Genomic DNA, 26,277 nt, shown 5'->3' with positions numbered 1-26,277 from the left:
CCTTTTTTCAAGGTGTCCTTTTTTCTTGAACAGGTACGGATCGTGTCGCCAGTCGGGCAGCAGATACCAGTCCCAGTATGACGATGAACGTCTGAAGGAGCAGGGAAACCGTAATTCCAACAGAAAGTGAAAACGCAAAGGCAGTCATCACAGATAGGATGGCGCCTCCCACCCCAATAACAATCGCAGGCGTAAATGTATCAGCGATAGATAGTTCAGCAGATACTTTTCCTTCTTCACCGGATTTTGCCAGAGAAAACGCAATAGCACCGCTTGTCGGGTGAGCCAAACCGATTCCGAAGCCCATAATGATCTGGCTAACAATCGCGGTCACGATACCCAAAAGGTCTTGTTGAATCAACGTCAGCGGTACGGTGCAAGCGACTCCGATGAGCATAATGACGAGACCGATGATAATTCGCTTTTTGCGACCAGCCCCCTGATCTCTTTTGTCCAGCTTTGCCTGTACATTGGCTGCCAGCGACCAACTAATTGCTGCGGAGGCAACAGCTAAACCAGCTTTGTCGGCGGTTAATCCTAAAATCGAAGTGAGTCCAAGGACGAGATACGTTTGTGTGCCGTAATAGGCGGCGACAAATAGACCCCGAGACGCCATGACGGCAGGTAAGCCTGGGCGTGCGACGAGGGTTCCTTTAGGCATCAGCTTATACAACGGGACACTAAGGGCAAGCAAACCCGCGATGGATAGCAAAAAACCGAAGATCGAGGGAATTTTGCCGAGTCCAAAAAGCAAGGCACCAGTCCCAATGGCCAAGAAAAAGGGCAGAAGAAGACTACGATTGTTTGCAGCGCTTGCTTTAGGCGGTTGTAAGCCTAGGAAAGAGGGGGTGGTTAAGAGTGCAGACAGAAAGATAAAGGGAAGGATCAACCAGAAGACATATCTCCATGACAACTGTTCAGCAATAATCCCGGCGACATAAGGTCCGAACAGTCCTGGAAGGATATAAGCGCTGGAGAAGACAGCAAGAATCTGAGGGCGAAGAGAATCAGGGTAGCGCAAAGTAATCATGGTATACACACAATTGACCAAGGCACCGGCTCCGAATCCCTGCATCACTCGCCCAAGCAGTAAAGTAAGCATATCAGGCGCAATTGCAGCAACTACAATGCCAAGGGCAAAGAGCACGATAGTGACAATAAAAGGCTGGGCAGGCCCTTTTCTATCGACGAATTGACCTGTGACCACGGTTCCTATCAGCTGAGCCAACAAATAAGCGCTGAATACCCATCCATAAAGATCCTCACCCTGTAGCTCTCGGGAAAGACCGGGGGCGATTGTCGTGACAGCCAAGCCTTCAAATGCTGTAGCAGTCACCACAAGAATAATACCAATCGTCAACGCCCGGTAATGCGTGCTCCAGATCCCTTCTGTGCTCATCATTTTCACTCCTTTTTTGTATATATTTCGCCTTGAAAGTTGTTATAAATACTGTTGCTACAACAACTAATTATATACAAAAAATGACAGCCTGCAATGGTTTTTGTTTTTACAAGTTTTTTACGTTCTCATAAATGATATTGAGTGTTCTTCGAAATTGGTTCACTTCTTCTTCGGTCAATCCTGCAATGGTTTTCTCGTACGCTTCAATGGAGGGAGGAAGGACCTCGTCTTTTAAAAGTCGCCCTTTTTCCGTCAGATAGACACGTAGGGAGCGACGATCCTTTTTATCTGTTTCGCGATGAATGAATCCTCTTTCTTCCATGAGAAAGAGCATCCGTGCGATATTTGTTTTGTCCTTGTAGGTACGATCTGCCAATTCGTTCTGGGTCAGACCTTCTTCTTCCCATAACACGACAAAAATCATCCACTGATCGATGGTGATGTTATACGGATTGCATACTTTTTGATAATAGTTGTTCAGTTTTAAATCCGTTCGTTTCACGATGACGCCAATATACTCATCCAATTTCATTGCGAAACCTCCTCGGTTAGGCAGTCAGGGCAACTGTTGATAAGACAACTATAAGGATGCTTCCGAAAAGTGTCAATTTGCAGGGATGATATGTTGGACGCATGAAAAAGCCAAATTTGCTCAAAATAACAGCGGGATTTAATACTTATCAAAAAGGAGAAGGAATAGATGACTCCAATGCTCAAGAAAGTAACATTGTTGATGATTTGCGTGGCATTGCTTGGTGTGCCGGGTATGGCAGCAGCCAAGGAATCGCAAGGAAATGTAAAGCAGGCAGAATGTATAAAGCCGAAAGAAGTAAAACTACAGGGCGATATGCGCAGGCTCTGGATTGATCATTTGCTGTGGGATCACACCTATATGGTAAGCGCCTTGGCAGGGCTGGAAGACAAAGACGCCGTACAGGCACGACTCTTGAAAAACCAGGTGGATATCGGGAACGCAATCAAGCCGTATTACGGAGAAGAAGCAGGTAAAAAGCTTACCGAATTGCTGACGGCTCATATTACCATTGGCGGCAAAATCATTGACGCAGCCAAAAAAGGCGATCAGGCTACTGTGGCAAAGCTGGATAAGGACTGGCACCGGAATGCGGATGAGATCGCCAAGTTCTTGAGTAGTGCCAACCCCAATTGGAACGAGAAAGAACTAAAAGAGATGATGTACGTGCATCTGAAGCTGCTCACTGATAATCTCCAGGCGAGATTGAGAAAAGACTGGGAAGCGGATATTGCTGCGTTTGATCAAGGTGAGGATCACATCATTTCTTTGGCGGATGTACTGACAGCAGGCATCATTAAGCAGTTCCCGAATCAGTTCTAAAAGAAACTTCTCTAACGAAATGAACGCCAGCACTTATCGTAATCCGTGCTGGCGTTTCTTTCTTTTTATCCCTGTGCCGTCTTTTTCAAATAAGCTCTCCATGTGATGCACCATTGATCAGGATCATCGAGCACGGACTCTAATACACGGTGACCTGTACTATTGTGCGGCGCTGTTTTGACAATTTCCGGATTCTCATAGGCTTCCTGTGAAATATGGGTCAGTGCCGCGATGTATTCGTCCAGCTCTGCCATGGAGTAGGACTCCGTCGGTTCCAGTGTAAACGGCTCCGGCACGACGTACGGGTGGTGACTGGTCCAGTAATGGTGGGCAAAGTCGACCATGCGGCGCTGAACATCGTATGTCGTGACGCCTGTGTCTTCTTTTAGCTGCTGCCAGCTATAGCGAACCTGCTCCAGACGTCTGCCTTGTATATACGGAGCGCTCGCACCGCGGATTTGCAGGATTTTGTGATAGAGATAGTTGTTGTTGAGGCAAGCAATTTCGGCGACTTCCCTCAAGCCGTCAGCTCCAAGTGCACGGACCCAAGCGTAGGAGCGCAGGACAGCAGGTGGTACCCCATAAAAGCTGCGGACTTTTCCGATGCTGTTTTTCAAGTCACGCTTATAAAAGTAACGCTCTCCGTCGAAGTCTACGATCGGTCCCGGCAGGAATGGCGCAAGCTCGGCAGTGACCCCGATAGCGCCTGTTGCAGGTCCGCCGCAAGCGTGTGGCACGGAAAAGGTTTTGTGCAGGTTGAAGAAGCACATGTCGAAGCCTGCTTCCAGTGCGCGGGTAATGCCGAGCAAACCATTGGCGTTTGCCTGATCGTAGCAGCACAGTCCCCCTGCGGCGTGGACGACGTCTGTGAACTCCTTGATGCGGGAGTTGTAAATGCCAGTATCCTCTGGATTCGCTACGGCAAAGGCAGCGGTTCGCTCCGAGACGAGGCCCTTTAGCGCTTCCAGATCAGGGTAGCCGTTTTCATCGGCAGGTACATAAATGATTTTGAAGCCTTTGACTGCGGCCGTCGCGGCTTGGGACGGATGGGAAAAATGGGTGGTAATAAACTCGTTGCGCTGCTCTCCTTCGCCGCGAGATTCGTGGTATTTGCGCACGATAGAGGCTTGGGTAAACAACGCCTGTGTGCCGCTGCCCGGTTGGAACGAAAATTTGTCCATTCCCGAAATCTCGCGAAGATATAAATCGAGCTGGTACGTCATCTCCAGCATCCCTTGGACAGTGGACTCGTCTTGCAGCGGATGCAGCTCCGCCATTTTCGGCGAGCGCACGAAGCGTTCATTGATTTTCGGGGAGTATTTCATCGTGCAGGTGCCTTGCCCGATCTCTACGTTGAAATCCGACCCCAGAACCTCCTGAGAGATGCGGGAGTAGTGACGGATCACGCGATACTGACTGATCTCGGGAAGATTCGGCCGTTTTTTCCGGCGCAGGCTGTCTGGCAACTGAGAGATGCCATCGCCTACTGTCTCTACGATTTGTGGCTCGACGGGTGGTACCTCGACGCCACGCTCACCTGGCTGGCTCAGCTCGAAAATGACAGGCTCATCCCACTTTGCTTGGTGGAAGCGGCGTACCTTATGGTCTCTCGGAATCCGTTTCATTTTGTCGATGGTTCCTTCGGATGTTTTCATGGGCGGTTTCCTCCTTTTTCGTTTTTACAAAATGCTTTTCATGGCAGTAACGAGCGTATCAATATCCTCCTGGGTATGAACCTCCGTGACGCAGTAGAGTGCACATTGACCCAATTCCGGGTAGTGTTCAGTCAAATCAACTCCGCCGAAAATGCCTTTGGCGAGAAGCGCAGCGTTGATGTCTTTGACGGTTTTGCCTGTTTGCGAGAAGTCGATCACGAACTCCTTGAAGAAAGGAGCGGCGAATTTGGCCTCGACCCCGGGAATGGAAGAGAGCTGCTTGGCGGCGTATTGGGAGCGCTGCATGATGCCTTGCCCGACTTCTTCCATGCCCACTGGTCCCATCGTCGCCAAGTACACGCCTGCAGTGATGCCCCATAGCGCGGTTTGCGTTCCGACGGACTCCTTGCCTTTTTCACGTTTGGCAAAAGAGGTGCGGTCATACGCGACATCTCCGAAGCCGTATTCGCCTTCGACCTCTGTCGGAGCGATTCCGAACAGGCGGGACGGATATTCCATGACGTAGGTCGGGTCGTCATGCGTCGCGATAAAGCCGGATTGTCCGCCGCCGTAATGCATGTGTACGCCAAGCGGCTGCAAATCTCCGCACACGATGTCCGCGCCGTAATTCGCCGGAGCTTCCATCACGCCGAGAGAGATGGGATCGACGCCGACTACGCAAATGGCACCCGCTGCATGAGCCAAGTCCGCAATCATCTGTCCGTTTACTTCCACGGAGCCGAGGAAGGTCGGGTTTTCGAAATAAACCGCTGCTGTATCTACACTGAGCTTTCCTTTTAGATCATTGAGGTCGAGTCTGCCTGTTTCGTTCTCAAAGTCGATCAAGGTGACGGTAAGATCAGGAGACGTATAGTTTTTGATGATCAAAAGCTTGTCGGGATGGATATTTTTCGAGACGAGTAGCTCTGTGCGTTTGGTGATACGTGCTGCCATGCGCAGAGCAGTAGAAGCAGCCTGTGCCCAGTCAAAGGTCGGAACGTTCACGACATCCATATCGACCAGCTCAGCTACGAGGCTTTGGTACTCGAACAACGCCTGAAAGCGCCCTTTGTCTTCATAAGGCTCACCAGCATACGCCGTTACAAACTCCGCGCGGGAGTTGATTTCATCACAGACAGCCGGAACAAAATGGGGCCAGCAGCCTGCGCCGAGGAAGCTGATATTTTCTTTCGTGGTTTTGTTTTTGTTCATGAGCTGGTTGACGTGGCGTTCCAGTTCGTATTCGGTCAAAGCTTTCGGGATGTTCATTTTTTCTTTTAGGCGCAGCTCCTCGGGAATGTCCGCATAGATATCCTCGATGCTGGAAAAGCCGATTTCGGCAAGCATTTTCTCTTTGACTGCAGGTGCAGAATTCGGAATATACGGGTGGGCATAACGCTGTACGCTCATCTCAGGTTCCTCCATCTCTTCGTTGGAATATTCAGTCGGAATAATGAAAAATTAAGCCAAACCGCCGCCATCGACGACCAGTACGGAACCCGTCACCCAGGATGACAGATCGCTGGCAAAGAACAGGACAGCATTGGCAATATCTTGCGGAGAACCGAGACGCTCCAGCGGACGCCCTTGGGCGGAGGAGACGAGGAATGCTCCTTCTTCCTTTTTCAGCTGGCGCGCTTCTTCACGCAACAGAGGTGTGTCGGTATCGCCAGGTGACACGCAATTCACACGGATGTTTTCCGGACCGTGGTCAATCGCCATTGCCCGCGTCAGGTTGACGACGCCTGCTTTTGCCGCGCAGTAGGCCGCAGCCTTGTCACCGCCCTTGATGCCCCAGCCAGAGCCTGTGTTGATGATGCTGCCTCCGCCTGTTTTCGCCATGACCGGAATGACGAATTTGGATAGGTTGTAAGCGCCCTTCAAGGAGACATCGACGACCAGATCCCAATCGTCTTCTTCCAGCTCGACGACCGTCTTTCTTCTGATCACGCCTGCGTTGTTGAACAAAATATCGATGCGACCGTACGCTTCCTCGATCGCTTGCGTTACTTCACGACAATCCTGTTGGGAAACTACATTGCATGTAAAATAACGGGCTGATCCGCCCTCTGCTACGATTTCTTGTGCCGCCTTTTCCCCTAGCTCCTCGTTGATATCAAGCAGCATAACGTTTACTCCGAATTGGGCCAGTCGTTTCGCTGTTGCAAGTCCGATACCGGAAGCAGCACCTGTCACCAAGGCTACCTTTCCTTGCAGATTGAATACCTCGTTCGTGTTTACCATGGTTGATCACTCCCCCTAGATGAAAAGTTTATAATGCAAACACTGTGCCAAGTGAGAAGTGAATCCCGCTGGGCAACATGCTCCTTACTGGACCGCAAAAAACGAGGTTCCGACTGTGTTTCGTATCGTTCTGACAGTGACAAAAGTGGCAATGAGTTGTCATGATTGGCAAACATCAGTGGCAAAATGTTTGTGAACTATCTAAATATTTCGTAAAATGAAGAGCGAGGACAATAAGCAGGGAGGATATCCATGGTTTCGTTGGATCTGTGCAAACCAGCCATCGAAAAGGTCATTACAAGCATTTCAGATATATTGAACGTGGATGCTGCGGTAATTAACGAGCGCGGTCTCTTGGTCGTGAGTACGGAGCGCTACTTGAAACAAAAAGGCGAAAATGTGCATGTGCCCTCGATTGAATTCGTGTTGGCAAAAGGACAGTATGTCGTAGACAAACCCGGCTCCATGGAAATGTGCAAAGGGTGCCGTTTTCTCGACAGCTGCCCTGCCAAAGTCGAGCTGCTCACTTCCATTAAGGTAGCCAATCATGCAATCGGGGTCGTTTCTCTCACATCTTTTACGAAAGAGGGACAAAATCGGCTCTCCAGGCATACAGAGAGATACCAGCAAATCCTGACAGAAGTCAGCGAGATGATTACGGCGATAGTACAGTCCCATGAGACGAGACAGATCGAATCGTCTAATGACACCATTCGGCTATTGGAGGGGGCACTGGATACCGTCGCCGATGCGTATTTCACCTTTGACCGAAGTGGCAATGTCATTCACACGAATGCCAGCGCGCGCAGACTGCTGTCCCAGCATGAGCTGCTGCCAGCGGAGGTTTCACGGATGCTGCTACCGTCATTATCCGGGATGACCACACATTCCTTGCCGATCCCCAATTGTCTCGTTGACAAGCTGGATGCTCCGACCGAGGCCACGCCGATCATCGTTAACAATCAGCTCATCGGCGGCGTGCTTCGCGTGCAGAGGGGATCGCTAACCGTTCCGCGTCTGATGGATCATCAAGGGAGCGGTAAGCCCGGCAAAGCGGATAGCCTTGCTCAAATCGTAGGAAACAGCCCAGCCATCAAACAGGTCAAAGAAATGGCGATGAAAATCGGTAACAGCAGCTCCACGGTACTGATTACCGGCGAAACAGGGACAGGCAAAGGGCATCTGGCAAAAGCGATTCACGAGGCAAGCACGCGCGCTTACTACCCGTTTGTCGCCATCAATTGCGCCAGCATTCCGGAAAATCTGTTCGAAAGCGAATTGTTCGGTTATGAGGACGGCGCGTTTACTGGAGCTAAAAAGGGAGGAAAGCCAGGACGGTTCGAAATGGCAGAGGGAGGTACGCTTTTTCTCGATGAAATAGGCGATATGCCGCTATCGTTACAGGCAAAGCTACTGCGTGTCTTGCAGGAAAAGGTCGTGGAACGCATCGGCGGCACGCGATCATTTCCCATCAATGTACGAATCATCGCGGCGACGAACCAGAACCTGGAGGAGCTCGTGGAGAAAAAAGTGTTTCGTGCCGATCTGTACTATCGGTTGAACGTCATTCCGATACACGTCCCGTCACTCGCAGAGCGCAAGGAAGATATCGAGCTCCTGGCCGTTTCATTTATGGAAAAGCACGGAGAGCAAGCTGGACGCACCTTCTTCGGAATAGCACGAGAGGCGATCAACCTGCTCAAGAACTATCACTGGCCGGGCAATGTGCGGGAGCTGGAGAACGCCATCGAGTACGCCATGAACATGGAGCAAGACACGGTTCTGACTGCTGACAGCTTGCCTCCGCGCCTTCGTGCACGTACTTCAGTGGCTCCTTCGCATTCAGGTCCAGCTATCAAAGCGAGAGTCGCCGATGCACAAGCGGACGCCATTCGCGCTTCGTTGCAAAAGCACGGCAGTGATTTGAAAGGGAAGCAGCGAGTGGCAGAAGAACTCGGGATCGGGCTCCGCACCTTGTATCGGAAGCTAAAGCTGCTCGGTATTTAAGAATTCGGCAGGAGCTTGGTGTAAACTTGTGGGAGAAACGATAGGGGAGGAAGAAGCATGAGTGAGCTGAATGTTTTATTTCGGAAAAGAATCGGTATGCCTGAAAATGAAACGATTACCTTCGATACATTGGATCGCCTCCTTGATCTGACAGCATTGGCGATTCCTTTTGAAAACCTGTGCATTGTGGAAGAGCGAACGAGCGTAATCTCCAGACAGTCCATCATGGAGAAGATTTTGGTCAAAAACGAAGGCGGTCTTTGCTACGAGCTCAATCCCATACTGTATTACTTCTTGTTGGAAAATGGCTTTGACGCTCATCTGATTCGTGGAGTTGTTTACAGGCATGACGTTGGCGAGTATTACACGATAGGCCGAACGCATGCCACGATTTTGCTTACATATGAGGGACAAACGTATTTGCTCGACACGGGCTTCGGCTCGAACCTGCCGTTAAAGCCTGTTCCGTTAACAGGGGAGACCATCTCTTCGCGCAATGGTGAATTTCGGATCAAGAAAGAGCAGACGGAATATGGCGATTATGTATTCGAAATGAAGCTGCGGCACAAGGATACGGACTGGAGGATCGGCTATACGTTTGATTCGCAGAAGCTGGTGACGGATGAAACGGAATTAAACGAGATTCAGACGATCATCGCTGATCATGAACAGTCTCCCTTCAACAAAAGCCCATTGCTTACGCAGCTTACAGAGAGAGGCAATGTCACGTTGACTAATAGTTCTTTTACGCAATGGGTGGATGGTGTTATGACGAAAGAGACGATTGATGAGGAACGATCTAAAAAGCTGGCGAAGCAGCATTTTGGGTTATAAGAAAAAAGCAGAAGCGATTAAAAACGATGAAAGCCCATCAGATGTTCTTAACCTGATGGGTTTTATAATGGGGTTACTGCTGTGTTTTCGTATTCACAAGCAGCTTCATCGGATCAACGGGTATACCATTTTCGAGAACCTGGAAAGCAAGATGCGGTCCTGTGCTGCGTCCCGTACTTCCTAACAGCCCAATGAGCTGGCCTTGGGTCACAGTAGCGCCAGCGGTGACCTCCAGCTTTTCCAAATGAGAGTAAACGGTTTGATAACCTCCTTCATGCTCCAGAATGACCTGGTTGCCTTTCCCTGTTTTTGTATCGTACTCAGCTTTGAGTACCTTACCTGCGGCGGCTGCCTGAACGGGCGTATTCAGGTCGTTTACGATTCTCAAGCCCATTGTTTGGTCAACAGGACTTTGGAGTGTACCTTCTGCGGGGACGACGAAGGCCTGCTCGTTCCCAAGTGCTTTTGTTGCATCGGTCAAAGTGAAGACGCCTAAAGCCAAGACGACCACGATACCAGATAGGGTCCACGTATACGCCCGTTTTTGAAAGTGACGAATCATTTCTATTCTCCTTTTCACCTGTTTTTTGGAGCTGGAGAACCCGGCAGTGAAGTGGATTTGTTTGGGCTGGGCATACAGCTCGAGCATTTTGATCATGGTGTATCCGTAGCGAGGTACCTCCGTCTCCTGCAAATAGGTCAAAGCCAAGGCATCACAAGCCATTTCCTGGTCCTGACGCATGCGGGAAGCGGCGTACCATAACAGCGGGTTGAACCAGTTGAGGATCAGCAGCACGCTCATGATGCTGTTCACAGGAATATCTCGTCTTTTCCAATGCGCCAGCTCATGCAAAAAGATGTGGCGCAGCTCGTGCTCGTTGAGTTTGTCCAACAGATTTGCTGGCAGCCAGATTTGCGGTCGCCAGATTCCCATCAAGGCAGGACTTGTCATCTGATGACTCATGCGCAGGGGAATGGATTTGGTGATGCCCATCAGTTTTTGGCATTGGAAAAAGACGCGCAAAACAACTTCATCCTGTACGAACACTTCCTTTTTTAGCTGAGAGAGCAATCGGTATGTACTGCGAGTCATGGTGATAGCGAAAATAGCGATGCCGCCGAACCAGATGAGGGAAAGCAGGCTGATCCAGGAAAAGCTCGCTTCGTTTGCTAGAGAGGCATCTGATTGGAGGGCAGATTCATGCGGTTGCAAAGCCTCAGTAGCGAGAACGATCGGTTCCGTAGGCGGGTACGCTTCCTGCACGGATGTCCAGGACGAAGTAGGCAGCCAGTTATACAAACTGATCGTGCTGTCTATCGACCAGGGAACCGCGAGCTTCCAGAGAAGCAGGAACCATACGGCGTGGTGCCAGCGGATGGGGAAATGCTTTTTGCCGAGCTGCTGGCAGAGCAGGATCAGGAGCACAAGAAGACTGGCCTCGATGGAGTTATACAGTGTCCACGTAAATGCTTGGTTGAGGGTGAGTGTGAGCCATTGCCAATCCACCAGCTTATTTCTCCTTTTCGGAAAGGATTTTTTTCAGCTCGTCAATCTCTTGGGAGGAGAGCTTTTCTTCTTTTAAAAAGTGAACTAGCATGGGCTTTAAGGCCCCGCCGTACACGCGCTGCAAAAAGGATTGGCGCTCTTGGCGCTTGCAATCTTCCTCTGTGAGCACAGGGGAGTAATAGTAGACGCGATTGACCTGCTCGTAGGTGAGAATGCCCTTTTGCAACAGGCGGCTGAGCAAGGTTTTGATTGTGTTGTCTTTCCACGTCTTGTTGTCTCGCAGAGCGTGGATGACATCGGCTGCTGTTGCGGGTGACTTTGCCCAGATGACCTTCATAATCTCCCACTCGGCATCCGAGATTCGCGGTTGCTCGTCCAAGTACGAAACCTCCCTCGACTACATTTGTAGTCGTTGATTCTGTTTTAAAGATTACACTTGTAGTCATCAGGTGTCAACTATCATTCTTGTCAATCTGTTCCATGTGACTGTCGTTGGAAGATGACGAGCGAATTGGTACACTGAAGAAAAATCGGATAAAGGCTGTGATAGATATGAATCTGGCCGAGCAGTTTGGCGATATGGATATTTATTTGTTTGATCAGTTGTTAAAGGGGCGAGTAACGAAGGAAATGCAAGTACTTGATGCCGGTTGCGGTTCGGGGCGGAATTTGGTCTACTTTTTGCGAAATGGCTATTCGGTGTATGCGGTTGACCAATCGGCAAAAGCCATTGAAGCTGTACAGCGAATGGCATCGCAACTGGCACCGAACTGGTCAGCGGAGCGCGCTCGTGTGGAACCGATTGAGAGCATGGGCTTTGAAAACGAAAGCTTTGATTTCATCATCAGTAATGCCGTTCTACATTTTGCTGAAAACGAAGAGCATTTTCGCCAGATGCTAGAGGAGCTGTGGCGGGTACTGAAGCCAGGAGGCATTCTATTTATGCGTCTTGCATCCTCGATCGGGATTGAGGATGCTGTACAGCCACTAGGGAACGAACGTTATTTGTTGCCGGACGGAAGCACCCGTTTTCTCGTAAACGAACGGACGATGGTGGGCATGACGGAAAAACTGCAAGGTGTGTTCCTGGAGCCAATCAAAACAGTGAACGTAGCCGGACAGCGTTGCATGAGCACGTGGGTAATCAAAAAGAATGATTAAGCACAAGAAGCCGCCTTCCAGTTGGAGAGGCGGCGTCTTTTTCTCACTCAAAAATCACGCGTCTGATCAAAATTAGCAAAAAGCTCATCTACATCTACTTCCACACCTGCAGCAGCCAAATTCCGTTTTGCCGACTGAAGCAGCTCATCGAGCACAACGAAAATTTCTTCCCGCTCAACCGTTTCGATAAAGCCTGTTCGTCGATCCATCTTGTTGAAAGTCTCTGTGTACTCTTTGACCAAGGCACGCAAAGCAGTTTGTATTTCTCCCGCATTTGTCGCGTCTTCGCTGCCTTGCTTTTCGAGCGCACTAATCGCAGTGTTCATTTTTTTATAGAGACTGGCGGCTTTGTTGGCGTGAGCCTTTGAGATGTGCTCCCTGCCATCCCAATCGCGAAATGGATTGGTTAAATTATTGGCCAGCCATTCGGGTTTGCGCGGCTTGGTGATGGACAAATCCAGCCCATTTTTCACTTCTTTTTTATAGGCGGCTTTAATGGTCTTGGCCGCTTCTGCTGGGAGGCTCGTCATCCAGAGCGTGGAGAGCTTGGGACATTGATCTGGCGAAGGGAACTCGTCCCCGGAGAAGCCAAACAGATCGTAGGTCGTAAACGTCAGTAGCTCCTTCAAGTACTTGATACTACCCAGATTGCTGAGGGTACCAGGCTTGCCCCATAGACGGATGTCCCGGAGAGAGGGATACCGCTGGACGAGTGGCTGTAAGTCCAGCTCCGTCACATTACGCAGACGAAGTGCTCCTAAAAGGTCAAGTCCGCGGTGTAACGGCAGCGAATCCGAGAACGAGGCGGTCAGCCAATACCCATCCTCTTCGGCTTCTATGAACAGGTTGGATGAAATGCCCTTGTCCAGTATGAGTTCCCTAAGACAATCGTTCAGATGCAGTGACTCCAGGCCGTCCGCGTTTTGGAGAGAGAATTTACTGAGATGGCTTCCTGTCAGATCAAGAGAGGAGCCATTGGCTTTTTCCAAGTGAAGCTCCAGTAAAAACGGATTGCTTTTGACAAAGGCAAGCAAGGAATCAGTGAGCTCCTCTGCATAGATTCTTGTCAGGCAAGGGAGCTTTTCCAATTCAGAGATGTCCGTCAGGCGTTGCAGGATGTCGGCATGAAGGACGTTGATTGATCGGCTCAGGTTCACCCCGCCTAACGAAATCATCGTGTCATCTTTTGCCGCTTGTTTAAATAGCTGGCGACGCTCCTCGGGAATTTGATTCCATTTATGCTGACGATAGAGGCTCCCTCCGACATCCCAACTGCCGTAGCTTCTTGTTTCTTCTGTCACGAGAGGGGGTATATTCCCTACTTTTATGTAGCCTTTAGGCACCACATTATCGACATAGCTGTGCTCGAGCACATTGTTCCAGAAGAAGTAGTCACAATATAAGGGCTTCATCTGGTACAGCTCTGATTCATCAGGCAGTGTATCGCTGCTCCAGTCCAGCTCGAGGATACTGATGAGGTTAGATTTACTCGTGCCAGGCTCTTTGATCGATGTGACCTGGCAAGCTGCGTACTTTTGCAGCTTCTCGACAAAAACACAGTAGATGTCTCCGACTGTGGGCGTCATTCCTACCATCCTTTCCATCTCGCAAGGCTTGTTATTATGGCTATTTTTACATATTTTTCATGTGTTGTCGTTGTTCTTGCTGTTTTCTATAATGAAAAAATAAACACGGATCGGACATTACGGCGTGTGGAAGGCGGCGAAGAGATGAAGAGAGAAGAGAGTACGGAAAAGTGGATGAGCCGCGTATTGGAGGCCATTGTTGAAACGTCGCGCGATCATTTGTTAATCACGGACCCTGAGGGCTACATCCGGCTGGTTGGCGATTCGTCCTATGAAGTGTATGGCATCGGAAAGGAAGAGCTCTTGGGCAAGAACGTCATCGAGCTGGAAAAAAGGAAGGTCTTTTCTCCATCTGTCACGCGAAAAGTCATGGATGCCAAGACGCCGCAGACGATCATGCAGGAAATACCCGGGGGTCGAAAGCTGATGGTGACGGCGTTTCCCGTCTGGAACGAAGATGGCAGCATGCATTCGATTATCAGCTATTCGCATGACCTGACTGAAATTATGGAATTGAAACGGCGCTACGAAGGTCTGACAGAGCAGCTCAAGCAGTTTGAAACCGAGATTGAGGAGCTGCGAGAAAAGCATCAGGAGGGCTTCGTGGCAGTGAGCCAGCCGATGCAAGCCATTGATCGTCTCATCAAAAAAGTCGCGGCTGTCGATTCGACTGTCCTGATCCTCGGGGAATCGGGTGTCGGGAAAAATGTGATCGCAAAAGAAATTCATCGCAATAGCCGCCGTGCGGGTGGGCAATTCGTGGAGATCAACTGTGGCTCGATCCCGGAGGGCTTGCTGGAATCCGAGCTGTTTGGTTATGAGGCGGGTTCGTTTACAGGTGCCGCCAAGCAGGGCAAGCAAGGGATTATCGAGATGGCGAACCAAGGGACTCTCCTCTTGGACGAGCTGGGGGAACTGCCACTGACCTTGCAGGCCAAGCTGTTGAAGGTGATTCAAGAAAAACGGTTGCAACGCGTTGGGAGCACACAGTACCGCGACGTGGATTTTCGTTTGATTGCCGCCACCAATCGCGATTTGGAGAAGATGGTGAAGGAAGGGAAGTTTCGGCAGGACCTGTATTTTCGCCTGAATGTTGTCCCGATCCACGTCCCGCCGTTGCGAAATCGGCCCGAGGATATCGCGGCTCTCCTGAAGCGCGCCGTGCGCTCGCTCAATGAACGATATGGAATGGACAAGCGACTGGACCCTGCCGTAACACATGCCTTGATGCAGTACGAATGGCCCGGCAATGTGCGCGAGCTGGAGAACGTTTTGGAGAGAATGGTGGTCACAGCGGACGAAGACGTGATCACTTCTTCGCACCTGCCCGTGGAAATCAGATTGGCAGGGGAAGAGCAGACAGCCATGGAGCCGAGTCTGGCAACTTCCAAGATGTCGCTAAGGGAAGCACTGGAGCAGGTAGAGGAAAAATGGCTGCGCTACGCATCCGAGCACTGCCGGACCACGGGAGAAATCGCGGAGTTTCTCGGCATTAGCCAGCCATCTGTCGTGCGGAAGCTGCAAAAATATCGGATTCGTTCCAGGTGATTCAAAAATGAATCGTTTATTCAAAAACGAATCGAACATTCGAGTGTTTTGATTCACTTTTGAATAATTTGATGTAAACGTAGTACGGAAAACGCGATTTCATCAAACTCTGGCGTTTGGCATAGGTATTGCTACATATAGTAGTTGAGTTTACAAGCAAGCAATCCAACCAATACCATCTCGAACGAGGAGAGGAAACGATATGTCCAAACAACGTCAATTTGTAAACGTAGCTGCTGGTGTGCCAGGTCCCAAGGGAGTAGCCCTGATTGAAAAAAGAAAGCAGTTCGTGCCAAAAGGTGTCGGCAACAATACCCCTGTTTTTGTAGAGTCAGCTTCAGGCGCATTGGTAACGGATGTAGATGGCAATACGTATATCGATTTTGCCGGAGCAATCGGTACACTGAATGCCGGACACTGCCCGCCGGAAGTTGTTGAGGCACTAAAAGCGCAGCTGGACAAATACATTCATCCTTGCTTCCATGTAGGGATGTATGAGCCATATGTGGCCTTGGCTGAGAAACTGACGCAAATCACGCCAGGCAGCTTTGAAAAGAAGACGATGCTCGCAAACAGCGGGGCAGAAGCGGTAGAGAACGCGGTGAAAATCGCCCGCAAATACACAGGACGCCCAGGCATCATTTCCTTTAGCCGCGGCTTCCACGGTCGTACGCTTTTGGGCATGTCACTGACTTCCAAAGTGAAGCCGTACAAATTCCAGATGGGTCCATTTGCTCCAGCTACGTATAAAGCGCAGTTCCCGTATCCACTGAACAAGCCGGAATCCATGACAGATGATGAGTACGCGCAATTCTGCGTGCGTCAGTTCGAGGACTTCCTTTTGACTGAGGTTGCACCGGAAGAAGTGGCTGCCGTGATTATGGAACCGATTCAAGGAGAAGGCGGCTTTATCGTTCCGCCTGTGTCTTTCGTTCAAGGCGTCTATAACATTTGTAAAAAGCATCAAATCCTATTTATTTCCGATGAGATTCAAACAGGCTTCGGTCGTACGGGCGCCATGTTTGCCTCCACCCATTTCGGAATCGAGCCAGATATCATCACCATGTCCAAATCCATAGCGGCAGGCTTGCCCATCTCTGCGGTTACGGGACGCGCAGAAATCATGGACGCGCCAAACCCGGGCGAGATCGGCGGTACCTATGGAGGAAGCCCGCTTGGTTGCGTAGCGGCGTTGGCAGTCATTGAGAAAATGGAGCGCGAAGACCTGGCTGGCCGCGCGCAGGCGATCGGGGACAAGATCAAAGCGCATTTCCACGCGTTGCAAAAAGAGTTCCCTGTGATCGCGGAGGTGCGCGGACTAGGTGCGATGTGCGCCGTAGAATTTATCGATCCAACAACCAAACAACCAGCGAAGGAGCTCGTTGCTGGCTTGACCAAAGGCTGCTACGAGTCTGGTGTCATCGTGCTTTCTGCTGGCGTCCACAGCAACGTACTGCGCTTCCTGTCTCCGCTGGTCATTACAGACGAGCAACTGGAAGAAGCGCTGGACATTATGACGGATGTTCTGAAAAGCCAATACGTGACGAACTAAAAACGCCCGAGGGGGTTCTCCATACTCATGAAAAAGCATCTCTACATCAACGGACAATGGAAAGAAGCAAAAGAATACGCGCCGCTCCACTCCCCGTATTCTGGGGAGCTGCTGGCTGAAATCGCTCAGGCAGACGATCATGACGTCGACGAGGCAATCAAGGCGGCAAAAGCTGCTGCCAAAGTCATGGCGAAAATGCCAGCTAGTCAGCGAGCTTTGATACTAGAGAAGGCCGTTGCGATTATGGAGGCACGCAAGGAAGAACTGGCGATCATCCTCGCACAGGAAGCCGCCAAGCCACTTCGCACGGGTCGTGTAGAAATTGCTCGGACGATCCAGACCTACAAGTTTGCAGCAGAAGAAGCGAAGCGTATCCACGGAGAGACGGTGCCGCTCGATGCAGCACCGGGCGGTGAAGGACGTCTTGCTTTTACCGTACGCAAGCCGATTGGCGTAGTTGGCGCGATCACGCCTTTTAACTTTCCATTCAATCTCGTGGCGCACAAGGTCGGGCCTGCCATTGCCGCAGGAAATACTGTCGTGCTGAAGCCAGCGAGTCAGACGCCGCTCAGCTCGCTGATCCTGGCCGATATTTTCGCAGAGGCGGGATTGCCTGCCGGAGCGCTCAATATTTTGCCTGGAAAAGGCGCAGTCGTAGGCGAAAAGCTGGTCACTGACAGCCGAATTGCCGCGATCACGTTTACCGGAAGTCCTGCGGTTGGAATCGCGATGAAAAACAAAGCGGGACTCAAACGCGTGACCTTGGAGCTTGGCTCCAACTCCGCAGTGATCATTGACCACAACGTGGAAATTACGCAAGCATTGATTGATCGTTGCGTGACGGGTGCCTTCTCCTTTAGCGGTCAAGTGTGCATCTCGCTGCAACGCGTCTATATTCACCAGAGCAAGTACGAAGAGTTCCTGGAAAAGTTTAAGGCTGGCACAGAAAAGCTCGTGCTGGGTGATCCGCTGAACGAAGCGACAGACATGTCCTCCGTGATCTCCGCCAAGGATCATGAACGCATGGGAGCATGGGTACAGGAAGCAGTAGAAGCAGGGGCACACGTAGTTACTGGCGGGAAGCCTGTCAGTGACAACCTCTTTGCCCCTACGATTCTGACCAATGTCGGCGCTCATGTTGCCGTCTCCTGCCAGGAGGTATTCGGTCCAATCGTAGTCGTTACACCGTTTGAGACGATGGACGAAGCGATTGAAGCGGTAAATGACTCCCGATTCGGCTTGCAAGCAGGCATCTATACGAGTGACATTCACGCGGCTATGCGCGCAGCGGAAGAGCTGGAGGTCGGAGGCGTGATGATCAACGACATTCCGACGTTCCGCGTGGACAACATGCCGTATGGCGGTGTGAAAGACAGTGGTTTTGGCCGCGAAGGTATCAAGTATGCGGTCGAGGAATTAACGGAACTAAAATTAATCGCGATCAAACTGTAACAGCGAATGACGGGCCCGATGAGGCTCGTCTTTTTTTGATAATAGCGTCTTGATGGCGATTTTACCCATTTCCATAAATTGTCACATATGAAACCGCTTCATAAAGTTGTTTGATTTAGATGGTTATGTTAGTCTAGCGTGTGGAGGCAGACTATGTTCATTTTTGCGGAAGAGTGTTTGATTACACTTGACTTGTTGCGCAGATGAAATAGTCGTTTTTTTATGCGAAAAGGGCATTTCTTACATGAAAAGGGGACAATCATGATTAGTCATTGGAAAGGGGCCAGTGGGTTCCGAGTATTTCAATGGATCTCCCTTGTAGGGATCGTGGCATTATTGGCAGGCTGTTCACCGTTTCAGGGGAATGAAAACGGTGCAGATAACGGACCTGCGTCAGGCAAACCTGAAAAAATCGAGCGTTACAAAGGGGAAAAGAGCAAGGCAGTGTCGATGGTCTACACGACGCAAAGACAGCTTGCTCTTACTTTTAATGGGATGGCAGATAAAGACAAGATGAAAAGATTGCTGGATGAGTTGGACAAGTACCACATCAAGGCAGCTTTTTTCATGCCAGGAATGAGAGTAGCTGAAGAGCCTGACATTGCGCGAGAAATTGTCGCCAGAGGTCACGAGATCGAAAACAATACGTTGAACAATTCTGATTTGCAGAACCAACCTTACGAGAAAATGTACAAAGACATCGAGTTGACCAATGAGGTCATTCATAGAGAAACGGACAAAACACCGCGGTATATCAGAACAAAGTCGGGTGAATACAACGACGATCTCCGATTGGTAGCTGCTCACAATGGACAAGAAGCCGTCGTGTCCGCCAGTCTGTTTCTGCACAATTGGCAAAAAGAGACGGAGGAGCAAAAAATTCATTACCTAAGAAAATATATGAATCGCGGCGGCATCATCGCGATGGATACAGAGGAGAACAAGTCTGTCGTAGAAAACATCCGGCTACTGGCAGAGGCAGCTACTGATGTCGGTTACAGATTCGTCCCCTTGCACGAGTTGATTGCACAAGGAGGGGAGCGAAAGCCGCTGCAAGATATTTCGGGTTTTGATGCAGCAAAAATGAATGCGGCGTATTACGAGTCCAAGCCAAATCTCATCTATCGAAAAGAAACGGACAAGAAGATGGTCGCCTTGTCTTTCGATGATTGGGGTACGGATCAAACAGTTACGAAGATTCTCGATATCCTGGACAAAAAGGGAGTAAAGGCTTCGTTTTTCCTTCGTGCAGATGGTGTAGAGCGAAATCCAAACTTGGCGAGAGCAATTGCGGAAGCGGGACACGACGTAGCCAATCACACTTATTCTCACCCGGTGAATACCAAAATTGCGCCGGAAGAGTTACAAAAAGAGATTGTTAAAGCCCATCAGATCATTACGGAAGCGATTCAGCAGAAGCCGACGATGTATTTCAGACCGCCAACTGGGGCGTTCGACGATCAGACACTCAAGGCGATTGCAGCAACGGGCTACGAGGATATTACGATTTATGATGTGACGCCGTCCGATTACGACAAGAAACGGAGTGCGGACGATATCGTCAAAACCATTATGGAGCAGACACGGAGCGGAAGCGTGATCCTGCTGCACATGCTCGATGATATTCACACAGTAGAGGCGCTACCAATCGTAATTGACCAGCTTAGAAGCAAAGGATACACGCTTGTACCCATGACAGAGATGTTTGGCCAATAAAGCCCAAAACAGAACAGGGAGAGAGACCAGCTTATGAATTTGTACGAAGGGATTGTGGAGAGGAAGGAAAAAATTGCTGTCGTCGGTCTTGGGTACGTAGGCTTGCCGATTGCGATGGCACTGTCAAAACGTTCTTCTGTGATTGGATTCGATGTAAACAAAGAGAAAGTAGCAGCCTATCAAAAGGGAAACTTTCATGATGTGGACGTGGAACAGGAGCTGACGAGTGACTCTGCTATTGAATTCACTTCAGATGAAAATAGATTGCAGGAAGCGCGATTTTTTATCGTGGCCGTGCCTACTCCGGTCAAAAGCGGCAATGTTCCAGACCTGAAATTTGTAGAAAGCGCGTCCCGCATGGTGGGCAGACAGTTGAGAAAAGGGGCAATCGTCGTATTTGAATCGACTGTTTATCCTGGGGCAACCGAAGATGTTTGCTTGCCGATTCTGGAGGCGGAATCGGGCTTGCGTTGTGGTATAGACTTCAAGATCGGCTATTCACCTGAACGCATCAACCCGGGAGACAAGGTAAATCGTCTGGAAAACATCGTCAAGATCGTATCGGGGATGGATGAAGAAACACTGGGAATCGTAGCAAGCGTCTACGAGCTCGTGATCAAGGCAGGCGTTTATCGAGCAGAAAGCATCAAGGTAGCGGAAGCGGCAAAAGTCATTGAAAATGCTCAGCGGGATGTCAATATTGCGTTTATGAATGAGCTGGCGATGCTGTTCAACCAGATGGATATTCCGACGAAAGCAGTATTGAAAGCGGCAGGAACCAAGTGGAACTTCCTCCCTTTTTCACCGGGCTTGGTTGGCGGGCATTGCATCGGTATCGACCCGTACTATTTAACGTACAAAGCAGAAGACAGCGGCTATCGCTCCCGCATTATTTTGGCAGCTAGACACATCAATGATGGCATGGGGAAATATGTCGCCCAACAAATCATTAAGATGGCTGTTCGCTCAAAGCTCGATCTTCAAAATGTAAGGATCGGTATATTAGGTCTGTCATACAAAGAAGACTGCGCAGATATCAGAAATACCAAGGTGACGGATATTATTGAGGAATTGAAAGAATACGGCATAAATCCGTTGGTCGTAGACCCGATGGTGAATCCTCGGGAGGCATACGAGGAATACGGCATCGAGCTGTCAGAGATGGGGGCTCTCCACGACTTGGACATAGTGGTTGTAGCGGTACCGCATGCTCCCTTTGCCCAGATGGAAGTCGCTGATTTTGCCGCAATGTACGGTAAGAATGAAGCAAAAATCATGATCGATATAAAAGAGATTTATTCCAAAGCTGACTTTGTAAACAGTGGATTTCATTACTGGAGCTTGTAGGCAGTGGAGGGGAGAGAGCGGCAGTGATGAAACGGTTGGTAGAGAAAATAAAGCCGAAAAAGAAAGAGAAAATCGAAGAAGTACTGACGGTTTCCAAAACAGAGAGGCGCGTATTATCGAATGTGCCAGACCCGGAGAAAATTCGTGTTCAAGTGGATCGCCGCGGTGCTAAAGATACGAATGAGCCAGGAAATCTGGAAGACCCGGAATACCTGAATCGCATTCGGATGCTAAGTCTGCGCTATATGGCGGATTTCCCGGTGACGCTATTGACCAAGAAACAGCGGATCAAGGATGGAATCAAGGCAAGAGCCGTCGATATTTCTTCGACTGGTCTATTAGTGGAACTAGATTCGGAGATGGTAGACATCCAGGTGGGACAAGTGTTTATGATCCATTGCACAATCCCGCCAGGTACAATGCCAGAAGGCTATGAGTCAACGGTGAAGCTGGATGCAACGGTTGTTCGCTCGTTTACCCAGGAGGAGGACGGGCGTCAGAAGTTCATGCTCGCCTTCGAGTTTTCCAAACCGCTGACTGACTATTTACGCAAAAAACGCTGGGGATACGCCATTTATATTGCAAGTACTTTCTTGTTTTTCGCTGCGGCGTTTATCGTGCTCATGCGCGCGGAGAGTGTGATTTATTTCAAATACAACATGTACTTGTATTTGTACAGCTTGATTGCCGCTGCCTTTTTGCTGACACGGTATTTATTCGGTGCTCTTTATCGGGGGGTTCCCGTCAATCCGGACTATACACCGGGCGTGAGCATTATTATCCCGTGTTTTAATGAAGAGCAGTGGATTCACCGGACGATTTTGAGTTGTGTCAATCAGAACTACCCGATTGATAAGCTGGAGGTCATCGTGGTAGACGACCGCTCGACAGACCGATCCGCAGAAGAGATTCAAAAGGTCATCGATATGATTCATAACGAGGCCGAGCGCTATATGACCCGCGAGCGCGTGAGGATGCACATTCTTCCGGAAAACGGCGGGAAACGGGTCGCTTTGGTAAAAGGTGTGGAAATGGCCAAGCACGATTTGGTTGTCTTCGTTGATTCAGACAGCTTTTTGGAACCGACTGCGATTCGCAACCTCGTACAGCCTTTCCAAGACCCGAAAATGGGTGGTGTCGCAGGGCGTACGGATGTGGAAAACAAGTTCACCAACTCAATCACCAAGCTGCAAACCGTTCGTTACTACATTGCCTTTCGCATCATGAAAGCGGCTGAGTCCTGGTTTGACAGTGTCACTTGCTTGTCTGGGCCGTTGTCTTGCTATCGTAAGGAATTGATTTTGCAGCATTCTGAAGCATGGCTGAATCAGAAGTTTCTCGGGCAGCCAGCCACTTTTGGCGATGACCGAAGCATGACCAACTTTATTTTGCGAACACATCGGACGGGCTATCAGGATTCTGCGATTTGCTCGACGATTGTGCCGTCAGATATGAACGTATTTTTGAAGCAGCAGATGCGCTGGAAGCGTTCGTGGTTGAGGGAGTCTTTGCGTGCCAGCGGCTTTATTTGGCGCAAGGAGCCTTTTATGGCGATCTTCTTTTACATTGGTCTGATTGTTCCTATCGCTGCTCCTGTCATCGTCCTGTACAACCTCGTATACGTCCCGCTCGTTCATCACATTTTCCCGGGCACGTTTTTAATGGGCTTGCTGTTGATGGCGCTCTTAATGAGTTTGGCCCATCTGTTTTTCCGTAGAAGCAAGCTATGGGTTTTCGGGATTGTCTTTTGTGTGTTTTATGAGCTGGTGCTGTTGTGGCAGATGCCTGTGGCTTGGGTGACATTCTGGAAATCTACTTGGGGTACGCGAGAAACACCGCAGGACGTCGAAGCGAGATTGAAAAAAGAAGCCCGAAAGAAGAACAAAAAAGGCTTTGGGCTGCCATTTTAAGAGGGAAAGACAAAGGGAGTGAGGGTGTCAGGATTTATGGGAAAAACGACGAGCGATGTCTTGGACTATCGGAAAAAAGATCGCAATAAATTCATCAAAACGCTGATCCAGGTCGCTATCTTGGTCGTCCTGGGTGTCATGTTATATAATGCCGCCTTTGATTGGAAGAAGTACGAGGAGCCGAATAAAGCGAGCTGGACGAATGACAAAGGCTTTATCGCCATCTCCTATTTTGGCGTAGGTCGTACGGGGACACCGAAATTAGTAGCCAAGAAGCAATTGGACGAGCAGCTGCAGGCGTTGTATGACCAAGGCTATCAAACGATCTCGCAACAAGATATCTTGGATTTTTACAAAAAAAAGAAGCCACTTCCTGACAAGGCCCTGTTCCTAGCCTTTGAAGATGGCCGCAACGATTCGAGCTTGTTTGCCCAGCCGCTTTTGGAGAAGTACAACTTCAAAGCAACGGCATTGTCTTACGGCAATAAGATGGGAAACAGCGAGAACAAATTCCTGCAGCCGGAAGACATGAAAAAAATGATGGAAAACGGCTACTGGGAGCTCGGTTCCAACGGTTATCGACTGACGTATATCAATGTATTTGATGATCAGGGCAATTTCATCGGGGTGAAGGATGAGAGTGAATTATCGAATAAAACAAAGGTAGGCTACTATAATCATTACTTGATGGACTTTATACGTGACAGCAATATGATCCCGATGGAAGACAGAAGCAAGATGGAAGCGAGAATCAACGAAGACTACAAGCTGATGAATGATACATATATGGATCAATTGGGCTTTGTCCCGGGTGCCTATATGATCATGCATGCGAACACCCTGTATGGCGGGATGAATCGCTTGGTAGCGGATGCGAACGACGCGAATATCAAAAAGTATTTTACGATGCACTTTAACCGGGAAGGAACCGCCTACAACGACAACAAGAGCAATCTGTACAACCTGACTCGCGTGCAGCCAGAGCCTTATTGGTACACGAATCATTTGTTGATGCGCATCCAAAAAGACACTGACGAAAAGATTCGCTTCGTTCGCGGTGATGAAGAGCAAGCGAAAGAGTGGGATCGTCTCGGTGGCGCTGCGCAATTTATGGAGGATCAGATCGTCTTGACCTCTCCAGCTGCTGGCTCTGGCATGTTATATTTAAAAAACAGCGACAGCCAGAAGGATATCAAGCTTTCTGCCAAGCTGGAAGGGAATGTAATCGGTAAGCAATCTATTTATTTGCGCTATGATCGGGAAAAAGACAGCTATGTACGGGTCGTCCTGCATGATAATGAGCTGCGCGTCGAGCAGAAGAAGGAAAAAGGCGAGGTACAGGAGCTTTTCAAGACGGAATTGAGCCAAGTGATTTGGAATCCTGAGGATTTGACCTTCGACCGTGCCTCTGTTTATACGAGAGAACAAGGTGAGTCTGGTGCTCCCGAGCTGGAAAAATACCCGATCAACATTAAAAATACGCGTTCATTTGAAATGACTGTTCAAGGGGACCGTCTCAGTGTTTCCGTGGATAAGACAATGCTCTTGGACAAGCAACAGATCGACCCAAGCGTTAGCAACGGTGGAGTTGCATTGGAAGCGGCCTATAGTGAAGTGAACAAAAAGGATGACATTTATGACGGGGTGTTTGCGGACGTACAGATTGCGTCCTTAGAGCAACCAAATGATGAGCAGCAGATGCTGTTCAGCAATGTGCAGACAGGACTTGCAGGAGTCGTCAGTTCGATCAAGAAAGCTATTTCTGTCGCAATGGACTGGGTCATCGACACCTTTTAAATCCGAAACAAGGGGGCTCCGTGCAAGGTGTCAAACATCAAGAAACGATCGATCATTTTGACTGCTCTTCTGATAGTAGTGTGTGTCATCCTCGTATGGTACATGATGAAATGGAACGATACCGAAAGCTTGGAGAGTGTAGATGCAGCTAATAACACGACGGAATTGTCCGCTTGGGTGGTAGACTGGCAGTGGGAATCCGGTTTGGAGGATTTCCGCAGGATGACGGATGGCTTGTCCAGTTTGCAGGTTTTCGCGGCGTATTTTGATGAAAATGACAAGCTGCATTTTACTGACCGCATGATCAAGGCGATGCCTGAGATCAAGGAAGCATCGAAGCAGGGTAGCTATGTCGACCTAGATTTGACCATTGTGAATGATCGCCTTAACAGTGATGGTACGCAGGTTCAAAAGGACCCGTCGATTGTCAGCCGTCTCATGGCGACAGATGCAAGCCGTACCAAGCATATTATGGAGATCAAGAATGCCGTGATCCAGAATGGCTTTCATGGTTTAGAAATCGATTATGAGAGAATTGACGAGAAAGACTGGGACAACTTCCTTACTTTTATCCATACCTTGTATCAGCATATGGAGAAGGAGGGAAAGTCGCTTCGCATCGTATTGGAGCCGCGCGCGCCGATTGAAGAGTTGGCATTGCCAAAGGGCCCTACTTACGTCATGATGGCTTATAATTTGTACGGTACGAATACAGAGCCAGGTCCCAAAGCTGATCATGCATTTATCGAGGAGCTTGCCCATCGCATGCAAAAAGTGCCGGGTGACAAGGTCATGGCCCTATCTGTAGGCGGGTTTGACTGGGCTAGTGATGGAAAAGTGACGGCAGTGACAGAAAAACAGGCAGATGACCTTGCTGTGTCAAGTATCGAGCCACCCAAGCGAGATGAAGCGAGCGGCAGTTTGTACTTCAACTATATGGGTGAGGACGGTCAAAAGCACACGGTTTGGTATGCGGATGAAGAGACACTGTCTCAATGGGTTGCGGTCGCAAAGAAAGCGGGTATTGAGAGAATCGCGCTTTGGCGACTCGGTGACATGGGGGAAGGGACGTTGCAATATGTGAATCGATGAGGGGCTGTGGTGGAGGGAAGAAGCGAATTTCCAGTCTACGCTTCGGCCTACGCAGCTCTTGATTCACATCTTGCAGAGTTGATATAAATCAAGAAAAGCAAGATGGCTATCAC

20 protein-coding genes are annotated in these 26,277 nt (G+C 49.6%); 12 read left to right on the top strand and 8 right to left on the bottom strand.

What is annotated here, in order from left to right; all coding sequences use genetic code 11:
* Positions 1 to 7 precede the first annotated feature (7 nt).
* Both FO446_RS28140 and FO446_RS28135 read right to left on the bottom strand, forming a co-directional pair.
* The gene (locus FO446_RS28140; protein ID WP_237901099.1) at positions 8 to 1,399 is read right to left on the bottom strand and encodes an MFS transporter; all 1,392 of its coding nucleotides are present in this window, start codon (positions 1,397 to 1,399) and stop codon (positions 8 to 10) included.
* 109 nt (positions 1,400 to 1,508) lie between these two features.
* A complete protein-coding gene (locus FO446_RS28135) occupies positions 1,509 to 1,934 on the bottom strand; it encodes a MarR family winged helix-turn-helix transcriptional regulator (protein WP_048035355.1) in 426 nt (141 codons plus the stop codon).
* 168 nt (positions 1,935 to 2,102) lie between these two features.
* Here FO446_RS28135 and FO446_RS28130 point away from each other — a divergent pair, with 168 nt between their 5' ends.
* The gene (locus FO446_RS28130; RefSeq protein WP_173611754.1) at positions 2,103 to 2,756 is read left to right on the top strand and encodes a glycosyltransferase; all 654 of its coding nucleotides are present in this window, start codon (positions 2,103 to 2,105) and stop codon (positions 2,754 to 2,756) included.
* 65 nt (positions 2,757 to 2,821) lie between these two features.
* Here FO446_RS28130 and gcvPB read toward each other — a convergent pair whose 3' ends face one another.
* Genes gcvPB through FO446_RS28115 form a run of 3 tightly spaced genes read right to left on the bottom strand, consistent with a single transcriptional unit; the run spans position 2,822 to position 6,655 of the window.
* On the bottom strand, positions 2,822 to 4,411 hold the full coding sequence (gene gcvPB / locus FO446_RS28125) for an aminomethyl-transferring glycine dehydrogenase subunit GcvPB (RefSeq protein ID WP_173611755.1): 1,590 nt from the start codon (positions 4,409 to 4,411) through the stop codon (positions 2,822 to 2,824).
* A gap of 24 nt (positions 4,412 to 4,435) precedes the next feature.
* The gene (gcvPA, locus tag FO446_RS28120; RefSeq protein WP_232773666.1) at positions 4,436 to 5,821 is read right to left on the bottom strand and encodes an aminomethyl-transferring glycine dehydrogenase subunit GcvPA; all 1,386 of its coding nucleotides are present in this window, start codon (positions 5,819 to 5,821) and stop codon (positions 4,436 to 4,438) included.
* A gap of 51 nt (positions 5,822 to 5,872) precedes the next feature.
* Positions 5,873 to 6,655 carry an SDR family NAD(P)-dependent oxidoreductase gene (locus tag FO446_RS28115; protein ID WP_237899652.1) on the bottom strand — a complete coding sequence of 261 codons (783 nt, stop codon included), beginning with the start codon at positions 6,653 to 6,655 and terminating at the stop codon, positions 5,873 to 5,875.
* Between the two features lie 252 nt (positions 6,656 to 6,907).
* On the opposite strand from FO446_RS28115, the gene FO446_RS28110 reads away from it, so the two are divergent.
* Both FO446_RS28110 and FO446_RS28105 read left to right on the top strand, forming a co-directional pair.
* Positions 6,908 to 8,662, top strand: coding sequence for a sigma-54 interaction domain-containing protein (locus FO446_RS28110; RefSeq protein ID WP_237899650.1), 1,755 nt, complete (start codon positions 6,908 to 6,910; stop codon positions 8,660 to 8,662).
* Positions 8,663 to 8,719: 57 nt separating this feature from the next.
* Positions 8,720 to 9,496 carry an arylamine N-acetyltransferase family protein gene (locus FO446_RS28105; protein ID WP_237899649.1) on the top strand — a complete coding sequence of 259 codons (777 nt, stop codon included), beginning with the start codon at positions 8,720 to 8,722 and terminating at the stop codon, positions 9,494 to 9,496.
* Between the two features lie 73 nt (positions 9,497 to 9,569).
* On the opposite strand, the gene FO446_RS28100 is transcribed toward FO446_RS28105, so the two are convergent.
* Together FO446_RS28100 and FO446_RS28095 are read right to left on the bottom strand one after the other, a co-directional pair.
* Positions 9,570 to 11,003: a M56 family metallopeptidase gene (locus FO446_RS28100; RefSeq protein ID WP_221868720.1), complete on the bottom strand. Its 1,434-nt coding sequence runs from the start codon at positions 11,001 to 11,003 to the stop codon at positions 9,570 to 9,572.
* 4 nt (positions 11,004 to 11,007) lie between these two features.
* On the bottom strand, positions 11,008 to 11,382 hold the full coding sequence (locus FO446_RS28095) for a BlaI/MecI/CopY family transcriptional regulator (RefSeq protein WP_173611761.1): 375 nt from the start codon (positions 11,380 to 11,382) through the stop codon (positions 11,008 to 11,010).
* A gap of 113 nt (positions 11,383 to 11,495) precedes the next feature.
* Here FO446_RS28095 and FO446_RS28090 point away from each other — a divergent pair, with 113 nt between their 5' ends.
* On the top strand, positions 11,496 to 12,164 hold the full coding sequence (locus FO446_RS28090; protein WP_221868722.1) for a class I SAM-dependent methyltransferase: 669 nt from the start codon (positions 11,496 to 11,498) through the stop codon (positions 12,162 to 12,164).
* 47 nt (positions 12,165 to 12,211) lie between these two features.
* On the opposite strand, the gene FO446_RS28085 is transcribed toward FO446_RS28090, so the two are convergent.
* Complete coding sequence (locus FO446_RS28085) at positions 12,212 to 13,750, bottom strand: hypothetical protein (protein ID WP_237899647.1); 1,539 nt, start codon at positions 13,748 to 13,750, stop codon at positions 12,212 to 12,214.
* 144 nt (positions 13,751 to 13,894) lie between these two features.
* On the opposite strand from FO446_RS28085, the gene FO446_RS28080 reads away from it, so the two are divergent.
* The 8 genes from FO446_RS28080 (at position 13,895) to FO446_RS28045 (ending at position 26,164) form a co-directional block, all read left to right on the top strand.
* A complete protein-coding gene (locus tag FO446_RS28080; protein ID WP_237899646.1) occupies positions 13,895 to 15,298 on the top strand; it encodes a sigma-54 interaction domain-containing protein in 1,404 nt (467 codons plus the stop codon).
* A 202-nt stretch (positions 15,299 to 15,500) separates the two neighbouring features.
* A complete protein-coding gene (gabT, locus tag FO446_RS28075; RefSeq protein ID WP_221868724.1) occupies positions 15,501 to 16,850 on the top strand; it encodes a 4-aminobutyrate--2-oxoglutarate transaminase in 1,350 nt (449 codons plus the stop codon).
* Positions 16,851 to 16,877: 27 nt separating this feature from the next.
* On the top strand, positions 16,878 to 18,302 hold the full coding sequence (locus FO446_RS28070) for an aldehyde dehydrogenase family protein (RefSeq protein ID WP_173611764.1): 1,425 nt from the start codon (positions 16,878 to 16,880) through the stop codon (positions 18,300 to 18,302).
* 261 nt (positions 18,303 to 18,563) lie between these two features.
* Entirely contained in the window at positions 18,564 to 20,018 is a 1,455-nt protein-coding gene (locus FO446_RS28065; RefSeq protein WP_237899645.1) for a polysaccharide deacetylase family protein, read from the top strand.
* Between the two features lie 33 nt (positions 20,019 to 20,051).
* Positions 20,052 to 21,365 carry a nucleotide sugar dehydrogenase gene (locus FO446_RS28060; RefSeq protein ID WP_221868726.1) on the top strand — a complete coding sequence of 438 codons (1,314 nt, stop codon included), beginning with the start codon at positions 20,052 to 20,054 and terminating at the stop codon, positions 21,363 to 21,365.
* Between the two features lie 26 nt (positions 21,366 to 21,391).
* The gene (locus tag FO446_RS28055) at positions 21,392 to 23,275 is read left to right on the top strand and encodes a glycosyltransferase (RefSeq protein ID WP_232773743.1); all 1,884 of its coding nucleotides are present in this window, start codon (positions 21,392 to 21,394) and stop codon (positions 23,273 to 23,275) included.
* A 36-nt stretch (positions 23,276 to 23,311) separates the two neighbouring features.
* Positions 23,312 to 25,072, top strand: coding sequence for a polysaccharide deacetylase family protein (locus FO446_RS28050; protein ID WP_237899644.1), 1,761 nt, complete (start codon positions 23,312 to 23,314; stop codon positions 25,070 to 25,072).
* A 27-nt stretch (positions 25,073 to 25,099) separates the two neighbouring features.
* Positions 25,100 to 26,164 (top strand): glycosyl hydrolase family 18 protein, encoded by a 1,065-nt coding sequence (locus FO446_RS28045; protein WP_173611769.1) that lies wholly within the window; start codon positions 25,100 to 25,102, stop codon positions 26,162 to 26,164.
* Positions 26,165 to 26,277: the final 113 nt, after the last annotated feature.

The sequence above is a fragment of the Brevibacillus brevis genome, from assembly GCF_022026395.1.
Taxonomy (GTDB): Bacteria; Bacillota; Bacilli; order Brevibacillales; family Brevibacillaceae; genus Brevibacillus.
Note: the sequence above shows the minus strand (reverse complement) of the source record. Positions and strands in the feature narration are given on the sequence as shown.